Origin of the sequence: Nocardiopsis listeri, assembly GCF_020741345.1 — a bacterium.
GTDB lineage: Bacteria > Actinomycetota > Actinomycetes > Streptosporangiales > Streptosporangiaceae > Nocardiopsis > Nocardiopsis listeri_A.
Window position 1 is genome coordinate 18,989 of the sequence record NZ_DYZD01000263.1, and the last position, 21,344, is coordinate 40,332.

General features: G+C 69.3%; 17 protein-coding genes. 10 read left to right on the plus strand and 7 right to left on the minus strand.

Features of this window, described 5'->3' with window-relative positions; all coding sequences use genetic code 11:
- Positions 1 to 153: 153 nt before the first annotated feature.
- Positions 154 to 1,899: an arginine--tRNA ligase gene (argS, locus tag K8V84_RS13845; protein ID WP_304074755.1), complete on the minus strand. Its 1,746-nt coding sequence runs from the start codon at positions 1,897 to 1,899 to the stop codon at positions 154 to 156.
- 110 nt (positions 1,900 to 2,009) lie between these two features.
- Between argS and K8V84_RS13850 the strand changes: the two genes are divergently transcribed.
- Complete coding sequence (locus K8V84_RS13850; protein ID WP_304074757.1) at positions 2,010 to 2,450, plus strand: protein-tyrosine phosphatase family protein; 441 nt, start codon at positions 2,010 to 2,012, stop codon at positions 2,448 to 2,450.
- Between the two features lie 7 nt (positions 2,451 to 2,457).
- On the opposite strand, the gene plsX is transcribed toward K8V84_RS13850, so the two are convergent.
- Complete coding sequence (plsX, locus tag K8V84_RS13855) at positions 2,458 to 3,531, minus strand: phosphate acyltransferase PlsX (protein WP_304074759.1); 1,074 nt, start codon at positions 3,529 to 3,531, stop codon at positions 2,458 to 2,460.
- A 326-nt stretch (positions 3,532 to 3,857) separates the two neighbouring features.
- Here plsX and K8V84_RS13860 point away from each other — a divergent pair, with 326 nt between their 5' ends.
- The gene (locus tag K8V84_RS13860) at positions 3,858 to 5,201 is read left to right on the plus strand and encodes a lysine 2,3-aminomutase (RefSeq protein ID WP_304074780.1); all 1,344 of its coding nucleotides are present in this window, start codon (positions 3,858 to 3,860) and stop codon (positions 5,199 to 5,201) included.
- A gap of 290 nt (positions 5,202 to 5,491) precedes the next feature.
- Here K8V84_RS13860 and K8V84_RS13865 read toward each other — a convergent pair whose 3' ends face one another.
- Both K8V84_RS13865 and K8V84_RS13870 read right to left on the minus strand, forming a co-directional pair.
- A complete protein-coding gene (locus tag K8V84_RS13865) occupies positions 5,492 to 5,725 on the minus strand; it encodes a DUF397 domain-containing protein (protein ID WP_304074761.1) in 234 nt (77 codons plus the stop codon).
- 389 nt (positions 5,726 to 6,114) lie between these two features.
- Entirely contained in the window at positions 6,115 to 7,041 is a 927-nt protein-coding gene (locus K8V84_RS13870) for a helix-turn-helix transcriptional regulator (protein WP_304074763.1), read from the minus strand.
- Between the two features lie 287 nt (positions 7,042 to 7,328).
- Between K8V84_RS13870 and K8V84_RS13875 the strand changes: the two genes are divergently transcribed.
- Entirely contained in the window at positions 7,329 to 7,859 is a 531-nt protein-coding gene (locus K8V84_RS13875; RefSeq protein WP_304074765.1) for an ATP-binding protein, read from the plus strand.
- A 176-nt stretch (positions 7,860 to 8,035) separates the two neighbouring features.
- A complete protein-coding gene (locus tag K8V84_RS13880) occupies positions 8,036 to 8,395 on the plus strand; it encodes an STAS domain-containing protein (protein WP_304074766.1) in 360 nt (119 codons plus the stop codon).
- 76 nt (positions 8,396 to 8,471) lie between these two features.
- Here K8V84_RS13880 and glmS read toward each other — a convergent pair whose 3' ends face one another.
- Complete coding sequence (glmS, locus tag K8V84_RS13885) at positions 8,472 to 10,325, minus strand: glutamine--fructose-6-phosphate transaminase (isomerizing) (protein ID WP_304074768.1); 1,854 nt, start codon at positions 10,323 to 10,325, stop codon at positions 8,472 to 8,474.
- Between the two features lie 333 nt (positions 10,326 to 10,658).
- Here glmS and coaA point away from each other — a divergent pair, with 333 nt between their 5' ends.
- The 3 genes from coaA to K8V84_RS13900 all read left to right on the plus strand — a co-directional run bounded on the left by coaA (position 10,659) and on the right by K8V84_RS13900 (position 15,706).
- Complete coding sequence (gene coaA, locus K8V84_RS13890; RefSeq protein ID WP_304074781.1) at positions 10,659 to 11,564, plus strand: type I pantothenate kinase; 906 nt, start codon at positions 10,659 to 10,661, stop codon at positions 11,562 to 11,564.
- Between the two features lie 198 nt (positions 11,565 to 11,762).
- Positions 11,763 to 13,922 (plus strand): ATP-binding domain-containing protein, encoded by a 2,160-nt coding sequence (locus K8V84_RS13895; RefSeq protein ID WP_304074770.1) that lies wholly within the window; start codon positions 11,763 to 11,765, stop codon positions 13,920 to 13,922.
- Positions 13,923 to 14,041: 119 nt separating this feature from the next.
- Positions 14,042 to 15,706 (plus strand): hypothetical protein, encoded by a 1,665-nt coding sequence (locus K8V84_RS13900; protein WP_304074772.1) that lies wholly within the window; start codon positions 14,042 to 14,044, stop codon positions 15,704 to 15,706.
- A gap of 7 nt (positions 15,707 to 15,713) precedes the next feature.
- Here K8V84_RS13900 and K8V84_RS13905 read toward each other — a convergent pair whose 3' ends face one another.
- On the minus strand, positions 15,714 to 16,442 hold the full coding sequence (locus K8V84_RS13905; RefSeq protein ID WP_304074774.1) for a DUF998 domain-containing protein: 729 nt from the start codon (positions 16,440 to 16,442) through the stop codon (positions 15,714 to 15,716).
- A gap of 232 nt (positions 16,443 to 16,674) precedes the next feature.
- On the opposite strand from K8V84_RS13905, the gene K8V84_RS13910 reads away from it, so the two are divergent.
- Both K8V84_RS13910 and K8V84_RS13915 read left to right on the plus strand, forming a co-directional pair.
- Entirely contained in the window at positions 16,675 to 17,577 is a 903-nt protein-coding gene (locus tag K8V84_RS13910) for a universal stress protein (protein ID WP_304074776.1), read from the plus strand.
- A 358-nt stretch (positions 17,578 to 17,935) separates the two neighbouring features.
- The gene (locus K8V84_RS13915; protein ID WP_304074782.1) at positions 17,936 to 19,744 is read left to right on the plus strand and encodes a phosphoenolpyruvate carboxykinase (GTP); all 1,809 of its coding nucleotides are present in this window, start codon (positions 17,936 to 17,938) and stop codon (positions 19,742 to 19,744) included.
- A gap of 91 nt (positions 19,745 to 19,835) precedes the next feature.
- On the opposite strand, the gene K8V84_RS13920 is transcribed toward K8V84_RS13915, so the two are convergent.
- Entirely contained in the window at positions 19,836 to 20,378 is a 543-nt protein-coding gene (locus K8V84_RS13920; protein WP_304074778.1) for a hypothetical protein, read from the minus strand.
- Positions 20,379 to 20,583: 205 nt separating this feature from the next.
- Between K8V84_RS13920 and K8V84_RS13925 the strand changes: the two genes are divergently transcribed.
- A partial coding sequence (locus K8V84_RS13925) for a DUF4239 domain-containing protein (RefSeq protein WP_304074779.1) occupies positions 20,584 to 21,344 on the plus strand: 761 nt, incomplete at its 3' end.

The following is a 21,344-nucleotide window of genomic DNA, read 5'->3' on the forward strand; positions in this document are numbered from 1 at the left end:
CGACCGTGACCAGCGAAATCACACCCTCTGGGAGGGTCTCTCGGACGGTCGGGGAGGGGCGGTGCCCGACCGGTTCCGGCCACCGCGGCACCGGCCGGGTCGGAGAACGAGAAAGGGCCGGGGCGTTCACCCCGGCCCTTCGCACACTCGTGCCTACATGTACTCGGGAGACTCCACACCGAGCAGGTCCAGGCCGCGCACCAGCACCCGCAGCGCCACCGCGACCAGGGCCAGCCGCGACTCGCGCTCGGCGTCGGTCTCGGCGGTCAGCACCGGGCAGTGCTCGTAGAACGCCGTGAGCGTCTGCGCCAGCTCGAACAGGTACGAGGACAGACGGTGCGGCTGCAGCAGGTCACCGGTCTGCTCCACCACCGGGCCGAAGCCCAGCAGCTTCAGCGCCAGATCGCGCTCGGCACCCTCGGACACGGTGATCCGACCGTCGATCCCGGACGGGTCCACCTCGCCCTTGCGGAAGATGGAGCGGATCCGGGCCTGTGCGTACTGCAGGTAGGGGCCGGTGTTGCCGGTCAGCGCCAGCATCCGGTCGAAGTCGAACACGTACTCGGTGTCGTGCGCGACCGACAGGTCCGCGTACTTCACCGCGCCGATGCCGACCTTGCGGGCGATCTCGGCCCGGCTCTCCTCGTCCAGGTCGGGACGGGTCTCGGCGACCACGGCGGCGGCCCGGTCGACCGCCTCGTCCAGCAGCTGCATCAGTCGGACCGGCTGACCGCTGCGGGTACGCAGGATCTTGCCGTCGCCGCCCAGCACGTTGCCGATCTGCACGTGCGTGGTCTCCACGTCCTCCGGCAGCCACCCGGCCTTGCGGGCGGTGGACCACACCATCTTGAAGTGCATGGCCTGCGGAGCGCCCACCACGTACAGGACGCGGTCGGCCTTGAGGTCGTCCACCCGGTAGCGGACGGTCGCCAGGTCCGTGGTGGCGTAGCCGTAGCCGCCGTCGCTCTTGCGGATGATCAGCGGCACCGGCTTGTCCTCGCGGCCGGTGAAGCCCTCGAGGAACACGCACAGGGCGCCATCGCTGATCTCGGCGATGCCCTTGGACTCCAGCTCCTCGCACACGTCGGCGAGCATGTCGTTGTAGCTGCTCTCACCGGCGAGGTCCTCGTCGGTGAGGGTCACGCCGAGCCGGGCGTAGACCTTGTTGAAGTAGACCTTGGAAAGGCCCACCAGCTTGCGCCACAGCCGCAGCGTCTCCTCGTCGCCGCCCTGGAGGGCGACCACCCGACGGCGGGCGCGCGCTGCGAAGTCGTCGTGGCCCTCACCGGAGGAGTCGAACTTGGTGCGGGCCGCCTGGTAGAAGGCGTTGGGGTCGGTGGTGAGCAGGTCGGACTCGGGGGAGTCCTCCCCGACCTCCAGCAGGTGCTCGATGAGCATGCCGAAGGGGGTGCCCCAGTCGCCGATGTGGTTCTGCCGGATGACGTTGTGACCCAGGAACTCCAGGGTGCGGGCCAGGGAGTCGCCCACGACCGTGGTGCGCAGGTGCCCGACGTGCATCTCCTTGGCCACGTTGGGCGCGGAGTAGTCGAGCGGGATGTTCTTCCGCTCCTGCACGGGCACGCCGACGCGGTCGTCGTCCAGGAGCAGGCGCGCCTGCTCGGCGATCCAGTCCTCGCGCAGCGTGAGGTTGATGAAGCCCGGGCCGCTGACCTCGACGTCACGGCAGACGTCGGAGACGTCCAGGTGTTCCATGATCGCCGCGGAGACCTCGCGGGGCTTTCGGCCCAGACGCTTGGCGAGCGCGAGTGCGGCGTTCGCCTGGTAGTCAGCGAACTGGGACGGGCGGATGACGGGGTCGGTGTCGGCGAACTCGGGACCGAAGGCGGCGCCGAGGGCGGACTGGACCCGTCGCGAGAGTACTTCCTGCGGGTCGGCCATAGCCCTAAGCCTACCGACCGGCCGCACCCGTCCCTACTGATATGGCCCAGGCCACATGCAGGACTTTCGGGGTCTGTCCCGAGCCCGAACCGGTGCCTAGGCTCGATGGCATGAGAGACAGGAACCAACTGTGGGATCCGGCCTCCCCCGGTGTCATGCGACTGCCCTCCGGACGATTGGTGCGCGGTCGTGGACTCGTCCTACCGCTGCCGGCCGGCCCGCGTCCGGAGTTCGCGGTGTACCTGCTCGACCACGAACCGCCCACCGTTCAGTGGGTGGCCCGGTGGGTGCGCTGGGAGGACTTCGGACTGCCCGCGGACGACACGGACACCCTGGAACGCCTGAGGGAGGCGCTGGAGCGTTCGGGGGAACAGCGGGTGGAGCTGGCCTGTCTCGGTGGTCGGGGGCGCACGGGAACGGCGCTGGCCTGCCTGACGGCCCTCGACGGTGTCCCCGCCGAGGACGCGGTGGGCTACGTGCGCGAGCACTACTCGACGCTCGCAGTGGAGACCACGGAACAGGAGGAGTACGTCCGCGGCTTCGCGGGGTGAGGTGGGGTCAGCGTTCGTCCTGGGAGCGCCGGTGGAGCCAGACCGGTGAACGGTGGGGCACCCGTCGGCGTATCCGTTCCTCCATCCGGCCGCCCGCCAGGTCGTGGGCGAGCCGACAGGCGTGGGCGATGCTCGTGTGGTGGCTGTCGCCGTGGGCGATCACCACCGTGCCGTTCAGACCGAGCAGGGCGGCACCACCGTAGGTCTCGCTGTCGAAGCGCTCGCGCAGTCGGCGCAGGGCTCCTCGTTGCAGCACGGCTCCGGCCTTGGCGATGGTGGAGGAGGTGATCGCCTCCTTCATGGCGTTGAGGGTGAACCCGGCGGTCCCCTCGACGGTCTTGAGCGCCACGTTGCCGGTGTGTCCGTCGGTGACCACCACGTCCACCTTTCCGGTGAGCAGGTCGTGGCCCTCTACGTTGCCCTGGAAGTCCATTTCCGGAACCTCGGCCAACAGCTCCACCGTGCGGCGGATCAGCTTGTTGCCCTTCCCCGGCTCGGAACCGATGGTCAGCACACCCACCCGCGGGTTCTCGACACCGAACGCCGTCTGCGCGTACGCGCAGCCCAGGTGCGCGAACTGCACGAGCATCTCCGGCTTGGCGTCGGCGTTGGCGCCGGCGTCCACCAGGATCGTGGGCGTGGGCAGGGTGGGAAGGGTCACCGCCAGCGCGGGGCGCAGGACCCCCGGTCGGGTGCGCAGGCGGACCGTGGAGGTGGCCACGATCCCCCCGGTGGAACCCGCGGAGACCAGGGCGTCGGCGTCGCCGCGTCGGATGAGCCGGCAGGCGACGGCGGCGCTGGAACGGGGCCGTCGCCAACTGGCCAGGGCGCCCTCGTCCATCGCGATGCTGTCCTCGGCGTGCACGACCGGGATGTCGCGCAGGGCGCCCTCCTCGGCGAGCATCGCCGCGATCTCGGTGCGTCGGCCCACCAACAGCACCCGAAGGCCCAGTTCGCGGACGGCCGTCACGGCCCCGCGCACGATCTCTCCGGGTGCGTTGTCGCCACCCATGGCGTCCACCGCGATGATCGGCGGTGACGTTCGCGGAGCGGGGGATTCCGCGTCGGGTGTGCCACTCATCGTCGGTTGTTTCCTCACAGTCCGGGGATGGTACCGCGTCACCCTCGTCACGCCTTTGACGGGCGCGTTCGTACACTCATGCGAGGATACTTCCAGAATGTCCAGGTCAGGGCTGGATTTCGTGCGGGGTGGGTACAAAACCCCTTGCGGGGGTATACCCGCTCGCCGGCTCCCCTGCTCGGAACACTCCGTGCACGGGAGACAACCGAATTTTCATCCACAGGTGGTCCACCGGTACCCGTAATACCGGAGGCCACCCGCTCAGGGCTGCCTTCTCGGCGCCCTGCCCACCGCAGGAGAGGAGAGGCGTGAGCGTTACGCCTGACGTGGCACAGTCCCCGTCCGCCGGACGTCGGTTTCGTGCCTACACGACGAAACACCTCGACGAGTTCACGGCACGAGCCGGTCTCTCGACCGACGAGCGGCTCGCGGTCAAGGCGGTGGCCCACGTGCTGCCGTTCCGCGTCAACAGCTACGTAGTCGACGAGCTCATCGACTGGGATGCCGCTCCGGACGATCCGATCTACCGACTGGTCTTCCCGCAGTCGGACATGCTCCCGCAAGAGGACGTCGCCCGCATCGCCGACCTGCTGAGCGCGGGTGCCGGGCGCAAGGAGCTCAACGAGGCCGCCAACCAGGTCCGCGCGAAGCTCAACCCGCACCCCGCCGGCCAGATGGACCTCAACGTGCCCACCACGGGCGACGAGGAGCCCATCCCCGGCATCCAGCACAAGTACAGGGAGACGGTTCTCTTCTTCCCGAAGCAGGGGCAGACGTGCCACGCGTACTGCACCTACTGCTTCCGCTGGGCGCAGTTCGTCGGTGACGCCGACCTGAAGTTCGCGTCGGGCGAGATCGACCAGATGGTCGAGTACGTGCGTTCGCACCCCGAGGTCACCAGCGTCCTGTTCACCGGTGGCGACCCGATGATCATGGGCGAGGGGGTCATCTCCCGGTACATCGAGCCGCTGCTGGAGATCGAGCACCTCGAGGCCATCCGGATCGGTACGAAGGCCCTGGCCTACTGGCCGCAGCGCTTCACCACCGACCCGGACGCGGACGACACGCTGCGCCTGTTCGAGAAGGTCGTCGCCTCGGGCAAGAACCTCGCGTTCATGGCGCACTTCTCGCACCCGAACGAGATGCGTCCGGAGCTCGTGCAGGAGGCCGTGCGCCGAATCCGCGCGACCGGCGCCGTCATCCGCACGCAGGCGCCGCTGATCCGCACGATCAACGACGACTCCGCCACCTGGGAGAGCATGTGGCGGACGCACCTGCGGCACGGCATGGTGCCCTACTACATGTTCGTGGAGCGAGACACCGGCCCGCAGGACTACTTCGCGGTACCGCTGGCCGAGGCCTACGACATCTTCCGTGGCGCCTACCAGAAGGTCTCGGGCCTGGCCCGGACGGTCCGTGGGCCGTCCATGTCGGCGACCCCGGGCAAGGTGTGCGTGGACGGGGTGACGGAGATCGCGGGAGAGAAGGTCTTCGTCCTCCACTTCATCCAGGCGCGCGACCCGGAGCTGGTCGGCAAGCCGTTCTTCGCCCAGTACGACGAGAAGGCGGCCTGGTTGTTCGACCTCAAGCCCGCCCTGGGCGCCACCCACCTGCCGTGGGAACAGGCCCCGGTCGGCGCCAACGGTCTGGTCGATCCCACCCGCATCTGACACCGGGTGTCGGACGCGGGAGGTTCGTGCGGTCCCGTCCGCCCACCCCTTAGGGCGGGCGGGACCCGGCGGGTTCGGCGGTCCCTTACCGCCGCACACGCCACGGACTCGAACGGCCTTTGAATAGACGGAGCCCGACACCTGGATTGGTGCCGGGCTCCGCTCGTGTGTACGCCGTGGACGGATGGTGGCCCGCGCGGCACGGGAGTGGACCGCGTGGACCTCGACGTACACACGTTCCCGGGCTGGCTCTTCTTGGGGGATAAAGGTGCCCGGGGCGGGGCCGAGGGTCAGCTCAAGAGGGCGTCGAAGTCGCCGGTCTTGGCGCCTCGGACGAAGGCCTTGATCTCCTCGGGGGTGTAGACGAGGGCGGGACCCTGGGGATCCCGGGAGTTCCGGACGGCGATGTCGCCGTCGGGGAGGGTGGCGACCTCTACACAGTTCCCGTCCGGGTTGCTCCAGCTGCTCTTGGTCCAATCGACCCGTAGCCGGTCCGCGGGAACGCCGTTGTAGATCGGATACATCCTCAACCTCCTGGAACTTCGGGGGACTCGCGGGTGGTCCACGGGCGGCTCCAGCGCGCCGCTCTCATCGGATAGGGCCGCCACGGTCCCGCCGATCGGGTCGGCCGCGCCACCGGATGGTCCTGATGTCCCCTTGCGAGGCCAAAGCGTAGTGCATGCACGTGCATCCGTGATTGCATCGGCAAACACTCATGAGTCTTCGCGGAGAACCCCGGTGGAGGAACCGCATGTCAGGCCTAACGCGTGGCGGGCTCCGATGGTTCGCCGTTTTCGGATCGTTCTTCACTCGTGGCCGAAGTAGGACACGCCGGGCAAGAACGAAGCCCCGGACGCGGGGCGGCCGGGGCGGAGGGGAGACGGGGACGGGGGGACGGAAAGGGGGGTGGTGGTCAGTCGCTGTAGCGCTCCAGGAAGCCTTCGAGGATGCCCTCGGTCTGCGCCGGCAGAGGGGCCTGGGTGGCGAGGTGGTCCATGGTCTGGGCGTAGCCGCTCGTGTCGTCGTACTTGTCGAAGTACAGCGCGCTGTTCAGCTGTTCCAGGTAGACCACGTCGGGCAGCTGCGGCGTGGGGAAGCGCATGATGCTGAACGGACCGCCCGCCGCGGGGTGACCGCCCATGTCGAAGGTGGCGATCTGGATGGTGATGTTGGGTCGCCGAGCCATCTCGATGAGGTGCTCGATCTGCTCGCGCATCACCTTCGAGTCGCCGTAGGGCCGGTGCAGGACCGCCTCGTCGATCACCGCCCACAGCCGCGGGGCGGGGATCTCCGCGTCGGGCCCGTCGGACAGCCGACGCTGCCGATGCATGCGCATGTTCACGCGACTGTTCACGTCGTCGTCGGAGGTGGCCGTGCGGGAGAGGCGGATGACGGAGCGAGCGTATCCCTCGGTCTGCAGCAGTCCGGGGACGAACTGCACCTCGAAGGTGCGGATCACCGACGCGGCCTCCTCCAGGCCGACGTAGACCCCGAACCAGTGGGGAAGCACGTCACCGTACTTGTGCCACCATCCCTGGGCGTTGGCGCTGGAGATCAGACCAAGGAGAGCCTCGCGCTGCTCACGGTCGTCCACTCCGTAGAGTTTCAGCAGGTCGTCGACATCGCGACGTTTGAAACTGACCTGACCGAGCTCCATTCGGCTGATCTTGGCGTGGGACGCGCGGATGGCGTATCCGGCGTCGTGCCGGGAAATGTTCTTCTCCTGGCGCAACCGTCTGAGCTGGGTGCCCAACAAAATGCGCAGCACTGTGGGCCCACCACTGGAATTGGCCAGGAAATCCTGTGTGGCCTGGTGGTTCTCGACGGGATCGGCTACCACTTCGCCTCCCTAGGAGTGGTATTGGCGCGAGCGACCGCTCAGTATACCGATGCTGTTCTCGCCTCGACAGGTCTCGACGTGGAATCGGGGTGGGACCAACGTCCTGTTCTACGAATCAACGGCGATGAAGGTGAATTCTTCGTGAGGCCCCCTACCAATTGGGCGGAAGCTTCCTATAGGGTTGCCGAACGTTGATCTGCACGTGCATCTGTGTCTTACGTCTGTAAGCGACATACAGGGTACTGCGGAAGCGGACTCGCGAACCGACATCACCCGTGAGGACAGGGATGAACGCAGAGCTGATGCCCTCGGAGCTGCAGGCCAGGGCATCCTGGGGCCACCCGGCACTACCGCGGGGTCGATGGGACGTCGGGCTCGGTGACCTGAGGATCGGACAGGGCACGCTCGGGCTCGGTGCGGCGGCGCACGCCTACGCCGCGGTGCCCACCTCGGTCGGCGCGGCCCGACGATTCGCCGTCAGGTGCCTGAACGAGTGGGGGATGGCCGAGGTCACCGAGAACCTCTGCCTCATCGTTTCCGAACTCGTCGGCAACTCCTGTCGCCACGCCGTCTCCGGACGCGTCCCCGAGGACACCCGTGTCCTCCTCCAACTCCGACCACTACCCTCCGTCGACGCCGTGGTCTGCATGGTCGCCGACCCCGAAGAGCGGGGGCCGATGCGGGTCTCCGCGCACCAATTCGCCGAATCCGGTCGTGGCCTCGGCCTCGTCGCCGCCTTCGCGCGTGAATGGGGATGGAATCCCATCGCCGGACACGGAAAGGTCGTCTGGGCGGAGTGCGGACCGGACCCCTTCTGACCTCGAAGGGCATCATCGGACACACCCCGGACGCGCTCCGGAACGGAAAAGGGCGGAAGGGTCCGCGGGAGAGCGGGGACGACTCCTCTGGGCGAGTAGGCTGTCAACGCATGTCGGTATTCGACCGGCAGCGGTAGACGAACAACCCCACAGACCCCGAACCGTGGGAGTGAGGCGTGGCCGTACTGGACCCCGACCGTGAGCACTTCCGTTGCGATGGCACGACCATCGTGCGCTTGGACGGCGAGATCGACATCGCCACAGCCGAGGAGGCCTACTCCCGGCTGAGCACCGCCGTCCTGGAGGCATGCGCGATCGTCGACCTGTCCGGAGTCGGCTTCATCGACGCCTCCGGGGTCAACGTCCTCATCGGAGCGGCCCGACTGGCCTCCGGCCGCCGGCGGCACCTGTTGATCGCGAGCGCTCCCCGGCAGCTCCACCGGATCCTCGACGTACTCGAACTGCGCTCCGTGCTGCCGACCCATCCGGACACCCTGGCGGCCCGCGCCACCCACGCCGCATGGGCGTCCCACTGAGCGGTGCGTCAAGAACAGGGCGTGCCGCCCGGGGGAGGCCCCCGTTCGACACGCCCCGTCGGGGATGTTCCTACTCCTACTCCACGGTCACGCTCTTGGCGAGGTTGCGCGGCTGGTCCACGTCGTTGCCCTTGGCCAGGGCCAGCTCACAGGCGAACACCTGCATCGGGATCGTCGAGACGATCGGCTGCAGCAGGGTCGGCACGGCCGGAATCTCGATGAGCACGTCCGAGTACGGCCGGACCGACTCGTCGCCCTCCTCCGCGATCACGATGGTGCGGGCGCCACGGGCGCGCACCTCCTGGATGTTCGACACGATCTTGTCGTGCAGCACGCTGCGACCCTTGGGGGAGGGGACCACCACGACGACCGGCAGACCCTCCTCGATCAGCGCGATCGGGCCGTGCTTGAGCTCACCGGCGGCGAACGCCTCGGCGTGCATGTACGCCAGCTCCTTGAGCTTGAGCGCACCCTCCATCGCCACGGGATAGCCCACGTGGCGGCCCAGGAACAGGACCGTGTCGGCGTCGGCCAGCGAATGGGCCAGCTCACGGACCGGCTGGACCGTGTCCAGGACCTTCTCGATCTGCTCGGGCATGGTGGCCAGTTGGGCGATGACGGCGTTGATCTCGTCGCCGAACTTCATCCCGCGGACCTGCGCCAGGTAGAGCCCGATCAGGTAGCAGGCGGCCAGCTGGGTGAGGAAGGTCTTGGTGGCGGCCACCCCGACCTCCGGACCGGCGTGCGTGTACAGCACACCGTCGGATTCGCGCGGGATGGTGGACCCGTTCACGTTGCAGATCGCCAGGACCTTGGCGCGCTGCTCGCGGGCGTAACGGACCGCCATCAGGGTGTCCATGCTCTCGCCGGACTGGGAGATGGCGATGACCAGGGTCTGCTGGTCCAGGATCGGGTCGCGGTAGCGGAACTCGCTGGCGACCTCCACCTCGCAGGGGATCCGGCACCAGTGCTCGACGGCGTACTTGGCGATCAGACCCGCGTGGTAGGAGGTGCCGCAGGCGATGATGACGATCTTCTCGACACCGCGCAGCTCGGCGGGGCTCAGCCGCATCTCGTCCAGGGTGAGCTGGCCGTCGACGGTCACCCTGCCCAGGAGGGTGTCGGCCACCGCGCGCGGCTGCTCGACGATCTCCTTGAGCATGAAGTAGTCGTAGCCGTCCTTCTCGGCGGCGGACGCGTCCCAGTCCACGTGGTACTCGTTGACCTCCACAGGGTCGCCGTCGTAGTCGGTGACGACCACGGAGTCGGCGCGCAGCTCCACGACCTGGTCCTGGCCCAGTTCCACGGCCTCGCGGGTGTGGGCGATGAAGGCCGCCACGTCGCTGGCCAGGAAGTTCTCGCCCTCGCCGCGGCCTACGACCAGCGGGGAGTTGCGGCGGGCCGCGACGACCAGGTCTGGGTCGTCGGTGGAGACCGCGACCAGGGTGAAGGCGCCCTCCAGGCGCTTGCAGACGTCGCGCATGGCACCGGCCAGGTCACCGTCGCCCCGGCTCGCCAGCGTGGTGCTGAGCAGGTGGGAGGCGACCTCGGTGTCGGTCTCGGACAGGAACTTGCAGCCCTGCTCCTCCAGCTCCAGCCGGAGGGCGGCGAAGTTCTCGATGATGCCGTTGTGGACGATCGCGACCCGGTTGTCGTTGTCGACGTGGGGATGGGCGTTCACGTCGTTGGGGGCACCATGGGTGGCCCAACGGGTGTGCCCGATACCGGCGCCGTCTCCGGAGATGGGTCGCTCTTCAAGGGCCCGACGCAGGTTGGCGAGCTTGCCGGCCCGCTTGTCCGTGTGCAGGGCGCCTCGGCCCAGCACGGCGACACCCGCGGAGTCATATCCGCGGTACTCCAACCTCGCGAGGCCGTTCACAACGACCTCGAGCGCCGGTTGCGGCCCGACGTAGCCAACGATTCCGCACATGGCCGTCAGCGTAAGTGAAAAGGTGTGCTGGTTCGACCAGGCAGAGGTCCATACCACTCGATGTTTTCGCAGGTCGCGGTATAGACCATTTGGTGCACGCGGGGCGGATCGCGCAGGTGGGGGGACTGGTCTGGTCCGCGAGTGGAACCGGTTCCACCCCGTCCGGATCCGGACAAAAAACCTTCGGAGACGGCGTGGTGAACGTGTGGTTTCGGGCACGATCACGCACCAGGTCGGCCAATGAGGGGGCCGGCCGCCCGGTGCGGCGGAGCGGCTGCTCTAGGGTGGTCAACCGTGTCTCACGTGACGAAGAACGGCTTCTCCTCACCGTACGTGGAGTTGGACCGCGCGGCCTGGGCCGCACTCCGCGCCTCCACGCCCCTGTCCCTGACCGAAGCCGACCTCAACGAGCTTCGCGGGACCAACGACCCCACCTCCCTCGAGGAGGTGCGCGACATCTACCTGCCCCTGTCCAGGTTGCTCAACCTGTACGTCGGTGCCACCCAGCAGCGGCACGCGGCGGTGCGCGCGTTCCTCGGCGAGTCCGATCGCCCGGCCCCGTTCATCATCGGGGTCGCCGGAAGCGTCGCCGTGGGCAAGTCCACCACCGCGCGGCTCCTGCGATCCCTGCTCGCCCAGTGGCCCAACCACCCCGATGTCGAACTCGTCAGCACCGACAACTTCCTGTACCCCAACGCCGTCCTGCAGTCCCGCGGACTCATGCGGCGCAAAGGGTTCCCGGAGAGCTACGACCGACGTGCCCTGGTCAGGTTCGTGTCGGAGATGAAGGCCGGCGCCGAGCGCCTCGACATCCCCGTGTACTCCCACCTGCACTACGACGTGGTGCCCGGCGAACGCCAGACGGTGCACCGGCCCGACATCCTCATCGTGGAGGGCATCAACGTCCTGCAGCCCGCGACCGCCGGGCGTTTGGCCGTCGCCGACTTCTTCGACTACTCCATCTACGTCGACGCCAAGGCGGAGAACGTCCGCAACTGGTACCTGGACCGGTTCCGGGAACTGCGCCGGACCGCCTTCTCCGACCCGCGGTCCTACTTCCACCACATGGCCACCACCATCGGCGAGGACGAGGCCGTGGATTTCGCGGCCAACACCTGGCGCACCGTCAACGAGGTCAACCTCGTGGAGAACATCCGCCCGACCCGTGGCCGCGCCACCCTCGTGCTGTTCAAAGGCGAGGACCACCGCGTCAGTCGGGTCCGCCTGCGCAAGACCTGAAAGACGAAACCGGTCAAAGTCTGCGCAAAAGGGCGGGGTCCTCCCGTTCGGGTAGGTTGGATCGTTCGGCCTCGCAACCCCACGGGGTCGTCTGTGCGCGCTCAATGGATCGGAACGAACCGGACCTTCACGGTGACCGGGGCGGGACCGCGCGCACGCGCGAAGCCGCGTCCTGTCCCGCCGACCAGAGGTCCGCCCATGACCGCGACCGATCCCACGACCACTCCCGCCGAGCCCGGGCCCGACCCCGAACTCGAATCCGAACGCCGCCACCTCGACGCGGCCCGCGCCGCACTGAACCGCATGCGCGAGCACGTCGACGCCACCGAACTGCTCTTCGGTGACGCGGTCAAGGACAAGGTCACCGACGCGGCCCTGCGCCGCGGCCGTGAGCGCCGACTCGCGGAGCTGACCGACATCCCCGACGCGCCCCTGTACTTCGGGCGCCTGGACTTCGACCACGGCACCGTCTTCCTGGAGGAGGACGAGGAGGGCGAACCCGATCCCCGGGACGCCGACGCCCCCGACCGGATCCGCATCGGCCGCCGCCACGTGTACGACGCCGACGGCCGCCCCATGGTCCTGGACTGGCGCGCGCCCATCAGCATCGCCTACTACCGGGCCTCGCCCGCCGACCGGATGCTGGTGCGCACCCGGCGCCGCTACGGCTTCACCACCGCTCTCGACGACGACGGCGAGCCCCGGACGCTCCTCACCGCCTTCGAGGACGAGGACCTCCTGGCCGACCCGGACGCGCCGGCCCCCGCCAGTGAGCTCCTCAACGCGGAGATCGAACGACCGCGCACCGGCCCCATGCGCGACATCGTCGCCACCATCCAGCCCGAGCAGGACGACCTGGTCCGCGCGCCGTTGGAGACCACCCTGTGCGTCCAGGGCGCGCCCGGCACCGGCAAGACCGTCGTGGGCCTGCACCGCATCGCCTTCCTGCTCTACACCGAGCGCGCACGGCTGTCCCGCACCGGGGTGGCGATCATCGGGCCCAACCGGTCCTTCCTGTCCTACATCCGCGATGTCCTGCCCGCCCTCGGCGAGGTGGACGTCCACCAGACCACCGTCGTCGACCTGCTCACCCGGGACCTGCCCGAACGGGCCAGGCACGCTCAAGGGTGGATCCGTCGGGTGGAGACCCCGGAGGCCGCGCGGGTCAAGGGTTCGGTGGTCATGGCCGAGGTGCTCCGCCGCGACCTGTGGTCGAACCTGCGCGAACCGGAGGAGACGGTGATGGTGCGCGGGGGCTCGCGTCGGTGGCGGCTGTACCCGGAGGACGTGCGCCCGCTCGTCACCGAACTGGCCGAACGCGGGGTCGCCTACGGTTCGGGGCGCGAACTGCTCTCGCACCGCATGGCGCACGTGATCCTCACCCAGATGGAGGCCGAGGGCCGGACCTGCGACGACCGCACGCACGCACGGGTACGCCGGGACCCGGCGATCCGTACGGCGGTCACCGCCCTGTGGCCCAAGATCGACCCGCTGAAGATGGTGCTGGGGCTGCTCACCGACCCCGAACGCCTGGCCCGCGCCGCGGACGGCCTGCTCACCGCCGAGGAACAGGCTCTGCTGTCGCTGCCGGGCGACCCGCGCGGTCCCAAGTCCGCGAAGTGGTCGGAAGAGGACCTGGCCCTGGTGGACGAGGCTGCGGCGCTGATCGAACGTCCTTCCGGGATGGGACACGTCGTCGTGGACGAGGCCCAGGACCTGAGCCCGATGCAGTGCCGGGCGATCGCACGACGCAGCGGTTCCGGTTCGCTCACGGTCCTCGGTGACATCGCCCAGGGCACGAGCCCTTCGGCCGCGCGGAACTGGTCGACGCTCCTGGAACACCTGGGCAAACCCACCGGCCACCTGCACGTGCTGGACCGCGGCTACCGGGTGCCCGCGCAGATCATCGACTTCGCCGCCCGGCTGCTGCCCACCATCGCCCCGGGGCTGGGGGCTCCGTCCGCGGTGCGCCGGTCCCCGGGTGCGCTGCGGCTCACCCCCGCCGTGGGAGACCTTGCCCCCGTCGTGGGGGAGGCCTGTCGTACCGCGCTCAAGGGCGAGGGATCGGTGGGGTTGATCGCCGCCGACCACCAGATCGCCCGACTGCGCTCGGCCCTGGCGGCCGAAGGGGTGGAGGCGCCCTTGTTGGGCGAGGTCGGTCTGGACGACGCACGGCTGATCGCGGTCCCGGCGAGCCTGGCCAAGGGTCTGGAGTTCGACGCCGTGGTGGTGGTCGAGCCCGCCGCCATCGTCGAGGCCGAGGAACGGGGCGCCAACCGTCTGTACGTGGCCTTGACCCGAGCGGTGAGTTCACTGCACGTGGTCCACGGTCGCGCCCTGCCACCCGAACTCGCCTGACTCGGGCACGGGGACGGCCCCGAAGGGACCTTCGGCCGGAAATGGCCGGCCCGGGCGAAACCTCGGCGCCACTTTCCACGTCCGACAGGGGCGAGGAGACGTGCGAAGGGGGAGCAACGATGCGGGGAGTCGTCCTCGACGATCTCAGGTACCCGGAGGGGACGGGGGACCCGGCCCTGGACCGACGACTGCGACGGGCGTTGGAACGGGCCGGGACCGACGAACCGGAACGCGCCGACGAGGACCTGCGCGAACTGCACCGGGAACTCACCGGGCGGCTGGGCGCCGACCATCCCGACACATTGTCCGTTCGGGTCCACGCCGCGCTGTGCCTGGAACGGCAGGGTGATCCGGTGGGGGCCGCCGTCGACCTCAGCGGGCTGTGGGGAGAACTGTCCGTGAGCGTCGGCCCCCTGCATCCCCACATGCTCGCCCTGCAGGCCGAGATAGCCCGGCTGTGGGGAGAATCCGACCTCGTCGACCTGGCGGCCGACGGCTACGGTCGCCTCGTGGCCCTGCTCGAACAGGCCCGTGGCGTCGACGACCCGGACTCCCTCGCCGCCCGGGAACGGCAGGCCTGGTGGACCGGGAAGACCGGACCACCGGAAAAGGCCGCGCTCGCCTACGCCGAACTGCTGGACCGACAGCGCCTCGCCCTGGGCCCCAACCACGCCGACGTGCTGGAGAGCCGCGGGGAACTGGTGCGCTGGTACTCCGCCGCCGGCGACCGGGCGAGGGCGGCACGGGTCTGCGCCGACCAGGTCGCCGCCCGAGAACGCGTCCAAGGGCTCTCCCACCCGGACACCCTCGCGGCCCTCCTCCAATCGACGCGGCTGCACGCGGAGGCCGGTGATCCGGCCGGCGCCGCGCGGGCCTGCGCCGACCTGCTCCGTGCCCGGCTGACGACGAAGCCGCTCCGGGACAGGGAGGTCCTCAACACCCGACGGATGCTCGCCCACCACCGGGTCGAGGCCGGGGACCTGTTGCGGGCCGAACACGACTACGAGGAGCTTCTGCCGGACCTGACCGCTTCCCTGCCGTCGGACCACCGCATCACCCTGCTGACCCGGTTCGGCCGCGCCCGCCTGTTGTTCCTGTTGGGCGAAACCGACCTGACCAGGTCCGAGCTGGCACAGACCCTCCCGGACCTGCGGCGGGTGCTGGGGGAGGACCACAAGGACGTACTGGACGCCTGGTTTCTGCTGGCGGCCTCCATGGTCACCACCGGTGAACTGGAGGAGGCGCTCATCGAGGCCGAGGCGCTGCTGCCGCTGCTACGTCGTCGGTACGGACTGCGCCACCACACGACCCTGTTCGCGCGGGCACACGTTCTGGAAGGACGGGGCGACCCGGCCGCTCTCGACGTCTACGGGGAACTGCGCGGCGAGTGGGAGCGGATCTTGGGCCCCACCCATCCCAACACCCTGCTGGTCCGACTCCGGCTGGCCACCGAGGGAGATCTGTCGGAGGCGGTCGAGTGGCGCATGCTCACCGGCCTGTTCGAAGAGTTCCGCTCGGCGTTGGGGCCCGACCACGGGCTGACCATCATGTTCCGGGCGCTGCTCGTCACCCTGGAGGAGGACGAGGCCACCGCCCTGTCCGATCTGGGTGAACTGTACCGGCGGTGTGTGGAGAACCTGGGAACCGACGCCCCCGGCACCCGGGCGGCGCTGGAGGCCTACACAGAGTGGCTGGGATTCGTCGTCGGCCGGGAGAGCGGCCTCGAAACCCCCGAGGCCCCCGACGCCCCCGAGGCCGCGGAGGGCGTCGGGCGGGTGGTGTGACGGTGGGTCAGCTCAGCCGCTCGGGCGCGCGGAGCCGGCCGCGACGCCGCTTCCAATGACCGGGCACCAACCCCACGGCCAGCAGCCACAGGGCGACCGTCACCAGGTGGAGGCGTTCGGCCAGCCCCAACGCGACCCCCGGGGAGCCGTCCCCGGCGGAGAGGTACAGTCCGGCGGCGAGCACCAGGACGACCACGGCGGACACCGCCTGCGCGGCGGTGATCAGTGCCAACACCAGCCAGGAGCGTTCGCCCGCCAGGTGCCGGTCCCTGGTGAGCGCGGCCGAGGCCACCAACGCCGCGAGGGTCGCGACCACGGCCAGCGGCGGCTGGACGACGCTCACGCCGTCCACCCCCTCCATCACCGACTCCACCGCGCACGCCGCGTCGGTGGACACCACGCACCGCCCGGGCGACAGGGACGAGGCCAGGGAAGCGACGCCGAACACGATCATGGACCACCACGAGATCGTCAGCAGGCGCCGAGGTCGCTCGGCGCCCAGCGCCAGTCCGAGGCCGGCGGCGAGCACGACCAGGATCGCGGCGGTCCGATGGGCGCTTTCCAACATCCGGCCGAAGGTGGAGGCGGGGTCGGCCAACGCGCCGGTGTCGGAGCCGAGCCCGACAGGGAAGACGACCTCCAGTGCCCACATGCTGTAGACCACGGCGGCCACCACCGCGGCCACACGGCCGTCACGGTGGTCCCAGTGCAGGTGTCCGGTGTTCGAGTGGGACATCGCGTTCCCCATCCGCCGATGAACTCGCCTATGTCTCTCGGACGCGACCTGACGTCCGCGCGTTCCGTTCCTGCGGGGACACTGGTCGTCCTGGGACCTTACGTCACCCAACTCGCGGCGGCACCGTTATCCGCCGGTGCGTGTTCACGCGGCATCATCGGGAAGAGCACGGGAACATCGGCGGAGGCGAAGATCCCATGACCGCCGATACCTACGGAAAGGGCGCACGCAGATGAACGGCGCTACCACGACACGATGGATCGTCGTGGGGGTGGACGGCAGCGACTCCAGCAGGCACGCGTTGGAATGGTCGGCGTATCAGGCCATGCTCCGTGGCCTGGGCGTGTTGATCGTCGCCGCCGCGCGCCCGCTGGCCACGGACGGTTTCGACGTGTGGTCGAGCGTCGAGGAACAGGCCGAAGCGGCCGAGGGCTCGGGGGCGCGGTCCCTGCTCGACCACGCCCAGGACTGGGTGTCGCGACTGTTCCCAGAACTGTCCGTGCGCACCCGGATGTCGTACGACCGGCCCGCCCAGGCCCTGATCACGGAGTCCCACCAACCCGGGGTGGCGGCGGTCGTGGTGGGGTCGCGCGGACTGAGCGGGATCGCCGCGGCGTTCGTGGGGTCGGTGGGCATCGAGCTGGCCGCCCGCTCACCGGTGCCGGTCATAGTGCTGCCCCGGGACCACGCCGCCGCGCACGGGGTGCGCAGCCGGGTCATCGTGGGGGTGGACGGCTCCGAGCCGAGCCGTCGGGCGTTGGAGTTCGCCTTCGACCAGGCGGAGTTCGCCGACACCGACCTGGTGGCGGTCAGCGCCTGGCAGCCGTTGGTGGCGTTCGCCGCCGCGACCGGTCCCATCCCGCCGGAACTGTTCGACGACGCCACGGCCGCGGAGGCCGCCAGGCAGGCCCTGGACGAGGAACTGATGGACCTGCGGCCGGCGCGGTCCACCGTCCGGGTGCACACGCGGGTGGTCCGCGCGCACCCGGTGGTCGCCCTTCTGGAGGAGGCCACACCCGCCGACCTGATCGTGGTGGGATCTCGCGGTCGCGGCGGTTTCCGCGGCCTGCTGCTGGGCTCGGTGAGCCACTCGGTCCTGCACGGCGCCCGGGGCCCGGTGGCCATACTGCGTTGATCTGCGAAGGCCCGGCAGTGGTCTAGACGGTGCTCTCCAGCGCCTTCGACGGTGTTCGGTCCGCACGCCCCGACGGTCTTCGATCCTCGTGTGACGAACAGCACCGTGTGTCGTTGTGGATGCGGCACCGGCCCGTAACGCAGGGAAAAGCGGCCCCGAACCGTGCCGGGGCGAGCCCGTCGGACGTGCGCGGGCGCACCGTGGTCGAGTGCCCGAATCCCTTGTCTCGCAGCGGAAGTCGATATTCCATGCTCTCGTTATTAGACCACTGGCCTAGACCAATTGGTCAGTCTTGCCCCTCGTCGTTCATCATTCGAGAGATCTCGTCATTCGAAGAGGAGCCGTTGTGACTGCTGACGTGGGTATTGACGTGGGCACCGCCCTGACCGACAACGAAGAACTCATCTCCTGGGTTCGTGACGTCGCGGAGCTGACCCGGCCGGACGAGGTCGTGTGGTGTGACGGCTCCGAGGAGGAGTGGACCCGACTCACCGACCTGCTGGTCGAACAGGGCACGTTCACCCGCCTCGACCCGAAGAAACGGCCCAACAGCTTCCACTGCAAGTCCGACCCGAGCGACGTCGCCCGAGTAGAGGACCGCACCTTCATCTGCTCCGAGCGCGAAGAGGACGCGGGCCCCACCAACAACTGGATCGCCCCGGACGAGATGCGCGCCACCTTCGGCGAGGTCTTCAAGGGCGCCATGCGCGGCCGCACCATGTACGTGGTGCCCTTCTGCATGGGTCCCCTCGGCGGTGACATCTCCCAGCTCGGTGTCGAGATCACCGACTCCCCCTACGTCGTCGTCTCCATGCGCATCATGGCCCGCATGGGCGCCGCCGCCCTGCGCCTCATCGAGGAGCGCGGAGAGTTCGTCAAGGCCATCCACTCCGTCGGTGCCCCGTTGGAGCCCGGGCAGCAGGACGTCGCCTGGCCCTGCAACACCACCAAGTACATCTCGCACTTCCCCGAGACCCGCGAGATCTGGTCCTACGGCTCCGGCTACGGCGGCAACGCCCTGCTCGGCAAGAAGTGCTACGCGCTGCGCATCGCCTCGGTCATGGCCCGTGACGAGGGCTGGCTCGCCGAGCACATGCTGATCCTCAAGGTGACCCCGCCGCAGGGCGAGTCCCACTACGTGGCCGCCGCCTTCCCGAGCGCCTGCGGCAAGACCAACCTCGCCATGCTCCAGCCGACCATCCCCGGCTGGAAGGTCGAGACCGTCGGCGACGACATCGCCTGGATGCGTTTCGGCGCCGACGGGCGGCTGCGCGCCATCAACCCCGAGGCCGGCTTCTTCGGCGTCGCGCCCGGTACCGGCGTCAAGACCAACGCCAACGCGGTCGAGACGCTGTGGGGCAACAGCATCTTCACCAACGTCGCCCTCACCGAGGACGGCGACGTGTGGTGGGAGGGCCTCACCGAGGAGCCCCCGGCCGGCCTGACCGACTGGAAGGGCCGCCCCTGGACCCCCGGGTCCGGTGAGCCCGCCGCCCACCCCAACTCCCGCTTCACCACCCCGGCCGGGCAGGCCCCGACGATCGCCGACGAGTGGGAGGACCCCGCGGGTGTGCCGATCTCGGCCATCCTGTTCGGTGGTCGCCGCGCCACCGCGGTGCCGCTGGTGAGCGAGTCCCTGAGCTGGCAGCACGGTGTCTACCTCGGTGCCAACGTCTCCTCCGAGAAGACCGCCGCCCAGGAGGGCTCCGTCGGCGAACTGCGCCGCGACCCGTTCGCGATGCTGCCGTTCTGCGGCTACAACATGGGCGACTACTTCGCCCACTGGCTGAAGATCGGTGCCGGCGCCGACCAGGCCAAGCTGCCGAAGATCTTCTACGTCAACTGGTTCAAGAAGAACGCCGACGGCAAGATCGTCTGGCCGGGCTTCGGTGAGAACAGCCGCGTCATCAAGTGGATCGTCGAGCGCCTCGAGGGCGACGCCGAGGCCGTGGAGACCCCGATCGGTCACGTGCCGACCGTCGACGGCATCGACACCGAGGGCCTGGACATGTCCGACGAGGACATGAAGTTCGTCCTCGACGTCGACACCGACGTCTGGAAGCAGGAGGCCGCGCTGGTCCCCGAGTTCTTCAAGACCTTCGGTGACAACCTCCCGAACGAGCTCTGGGACGAGTACCACGCGCTGGTGAACCGACTGGACAAGTAGCCGTCCAGGTCGTCCCCTCTCCTTCCGCACCAGGGGCCGGCCGACGTCGAGGGGCGTGGGCACGACGGTGTCCGCGCCCCTTCGTCGTGGGTCAGCGGCAGGAGACGTAGCCGGTGCGGAACGTCGTGTCCTGCTCCGAGACGTGCATCCGCCCCTGGACGTTGCCGATCGAGGCGATACCGGTGGTGAAGGAGGCGGACCGGTCCGTGGAGATCACCCGGGGTCCGCCCTTGCGCTCAAGGCGACCGATCTGGCCGACGCGCAGCTCCACGGTGATCCGGCCTCCCGAGGCCTTGGAGTAGCTCACCCTCGCGGTGGTGCAGTCGGTGGTCCGGATGGAGAGGGTCCCGTGGGTGAGGGCGGCCGAGTCGGTGGCCAAGGTACCGACCCCGTCGGGGTTCTCCACGGCGTCGGCGTATTCGGGGTTCTCGTCCAGGAAGGCCTCCAGGCTCTCCACGTCCTCCCCGACCTCGTAGAAGCCATCGTCGGTGATGATGACCTCCACGGAGGAGCTCTGTGCCCGATCGTCCTCGGCGACCGCGGCGGAGGGGGCGAGGAGGACCGAGGCGGTGGTCACGGCGGCGAACGCGGTGAGCCGGGACCAGGGTCCGCGGGCGGAGAGGAGGGTGGGCACGGGTGGGGGTCCTTCCGAGGGCGCCGGAGAGAGGCGGAGTGTGGAGCTGAGAACGTACCAACCGGTAGGTCGGGGGGCCAAGGTCTGAGGTCCCGGCGGTCGGGGCGGGGACAAATGCGGGCGTTCATCCGTTCCGGCGTTGGGGGCGGCCCGGACGTGTTAACGATGACCCGTCGATACCCCTTTCTCCTGCTGGGAGCCCCGATTGTCCACCCTGCTGCTGCTCGCCGCGCTTCTACTCGTCATGGTCGCCGGCGCCGTACTGATCTCCCGACGCCTCCAGGTCGACGACGAGTTCTCCGGCGGCGCCCTGGGCGCCACCATCGCTCCCTGCGTGCTCGCCCTCTACCTCGTGGCCGCGGCCATGGGCGCGGTGATCGCCTGGGAGAACTTCACCACCGCGGAGGACGGTGTCGTCGCCGAGGCCGGCGCGGCGCGATCCCTGTACTGGAGCACCACCGCCCTGCCCGAGGACGAGGCCGCCGTGGTGCGCGAGAACCTGCGCGCCTACCTGACGACCGTGGTGGAGGACGATTGGCCGCGCATGGTGACCGAGGGGGAACTCAGCGCGGAGGGGGACGAGGCCATGGCCGAACTGACCACGTCGGTGCGCACGCTCTCGGCGTCCGACTCCGGTGACGGGCTCGACCGGTTGACCGCGCGTCAGGAACTCGGCAATCTCAGCGACGCGCGTGTGGCCCGGTCGGACGCCGCGGGGGACGGTATTCCGACGCTGTTGCTGGTGTTGACCGCGGCGTCCGGTGCGGTGGTCGCGGTGATGCCGTTCGCGATGATCAAGCGCGGTGCCCGGGTGGCCTACCTGTGGGCCACCGTCAACCTGCTGTTCGTGTTCGCCACCATCGCGCTGCTCTTCTACATCGGTGACCCGTACGCGTCGGCGTTGAGGGCCGACGCAGAGGGGTTGTCGGCGGCACTGGTCGCGTTCGAACGTGTCGACTCGACGGC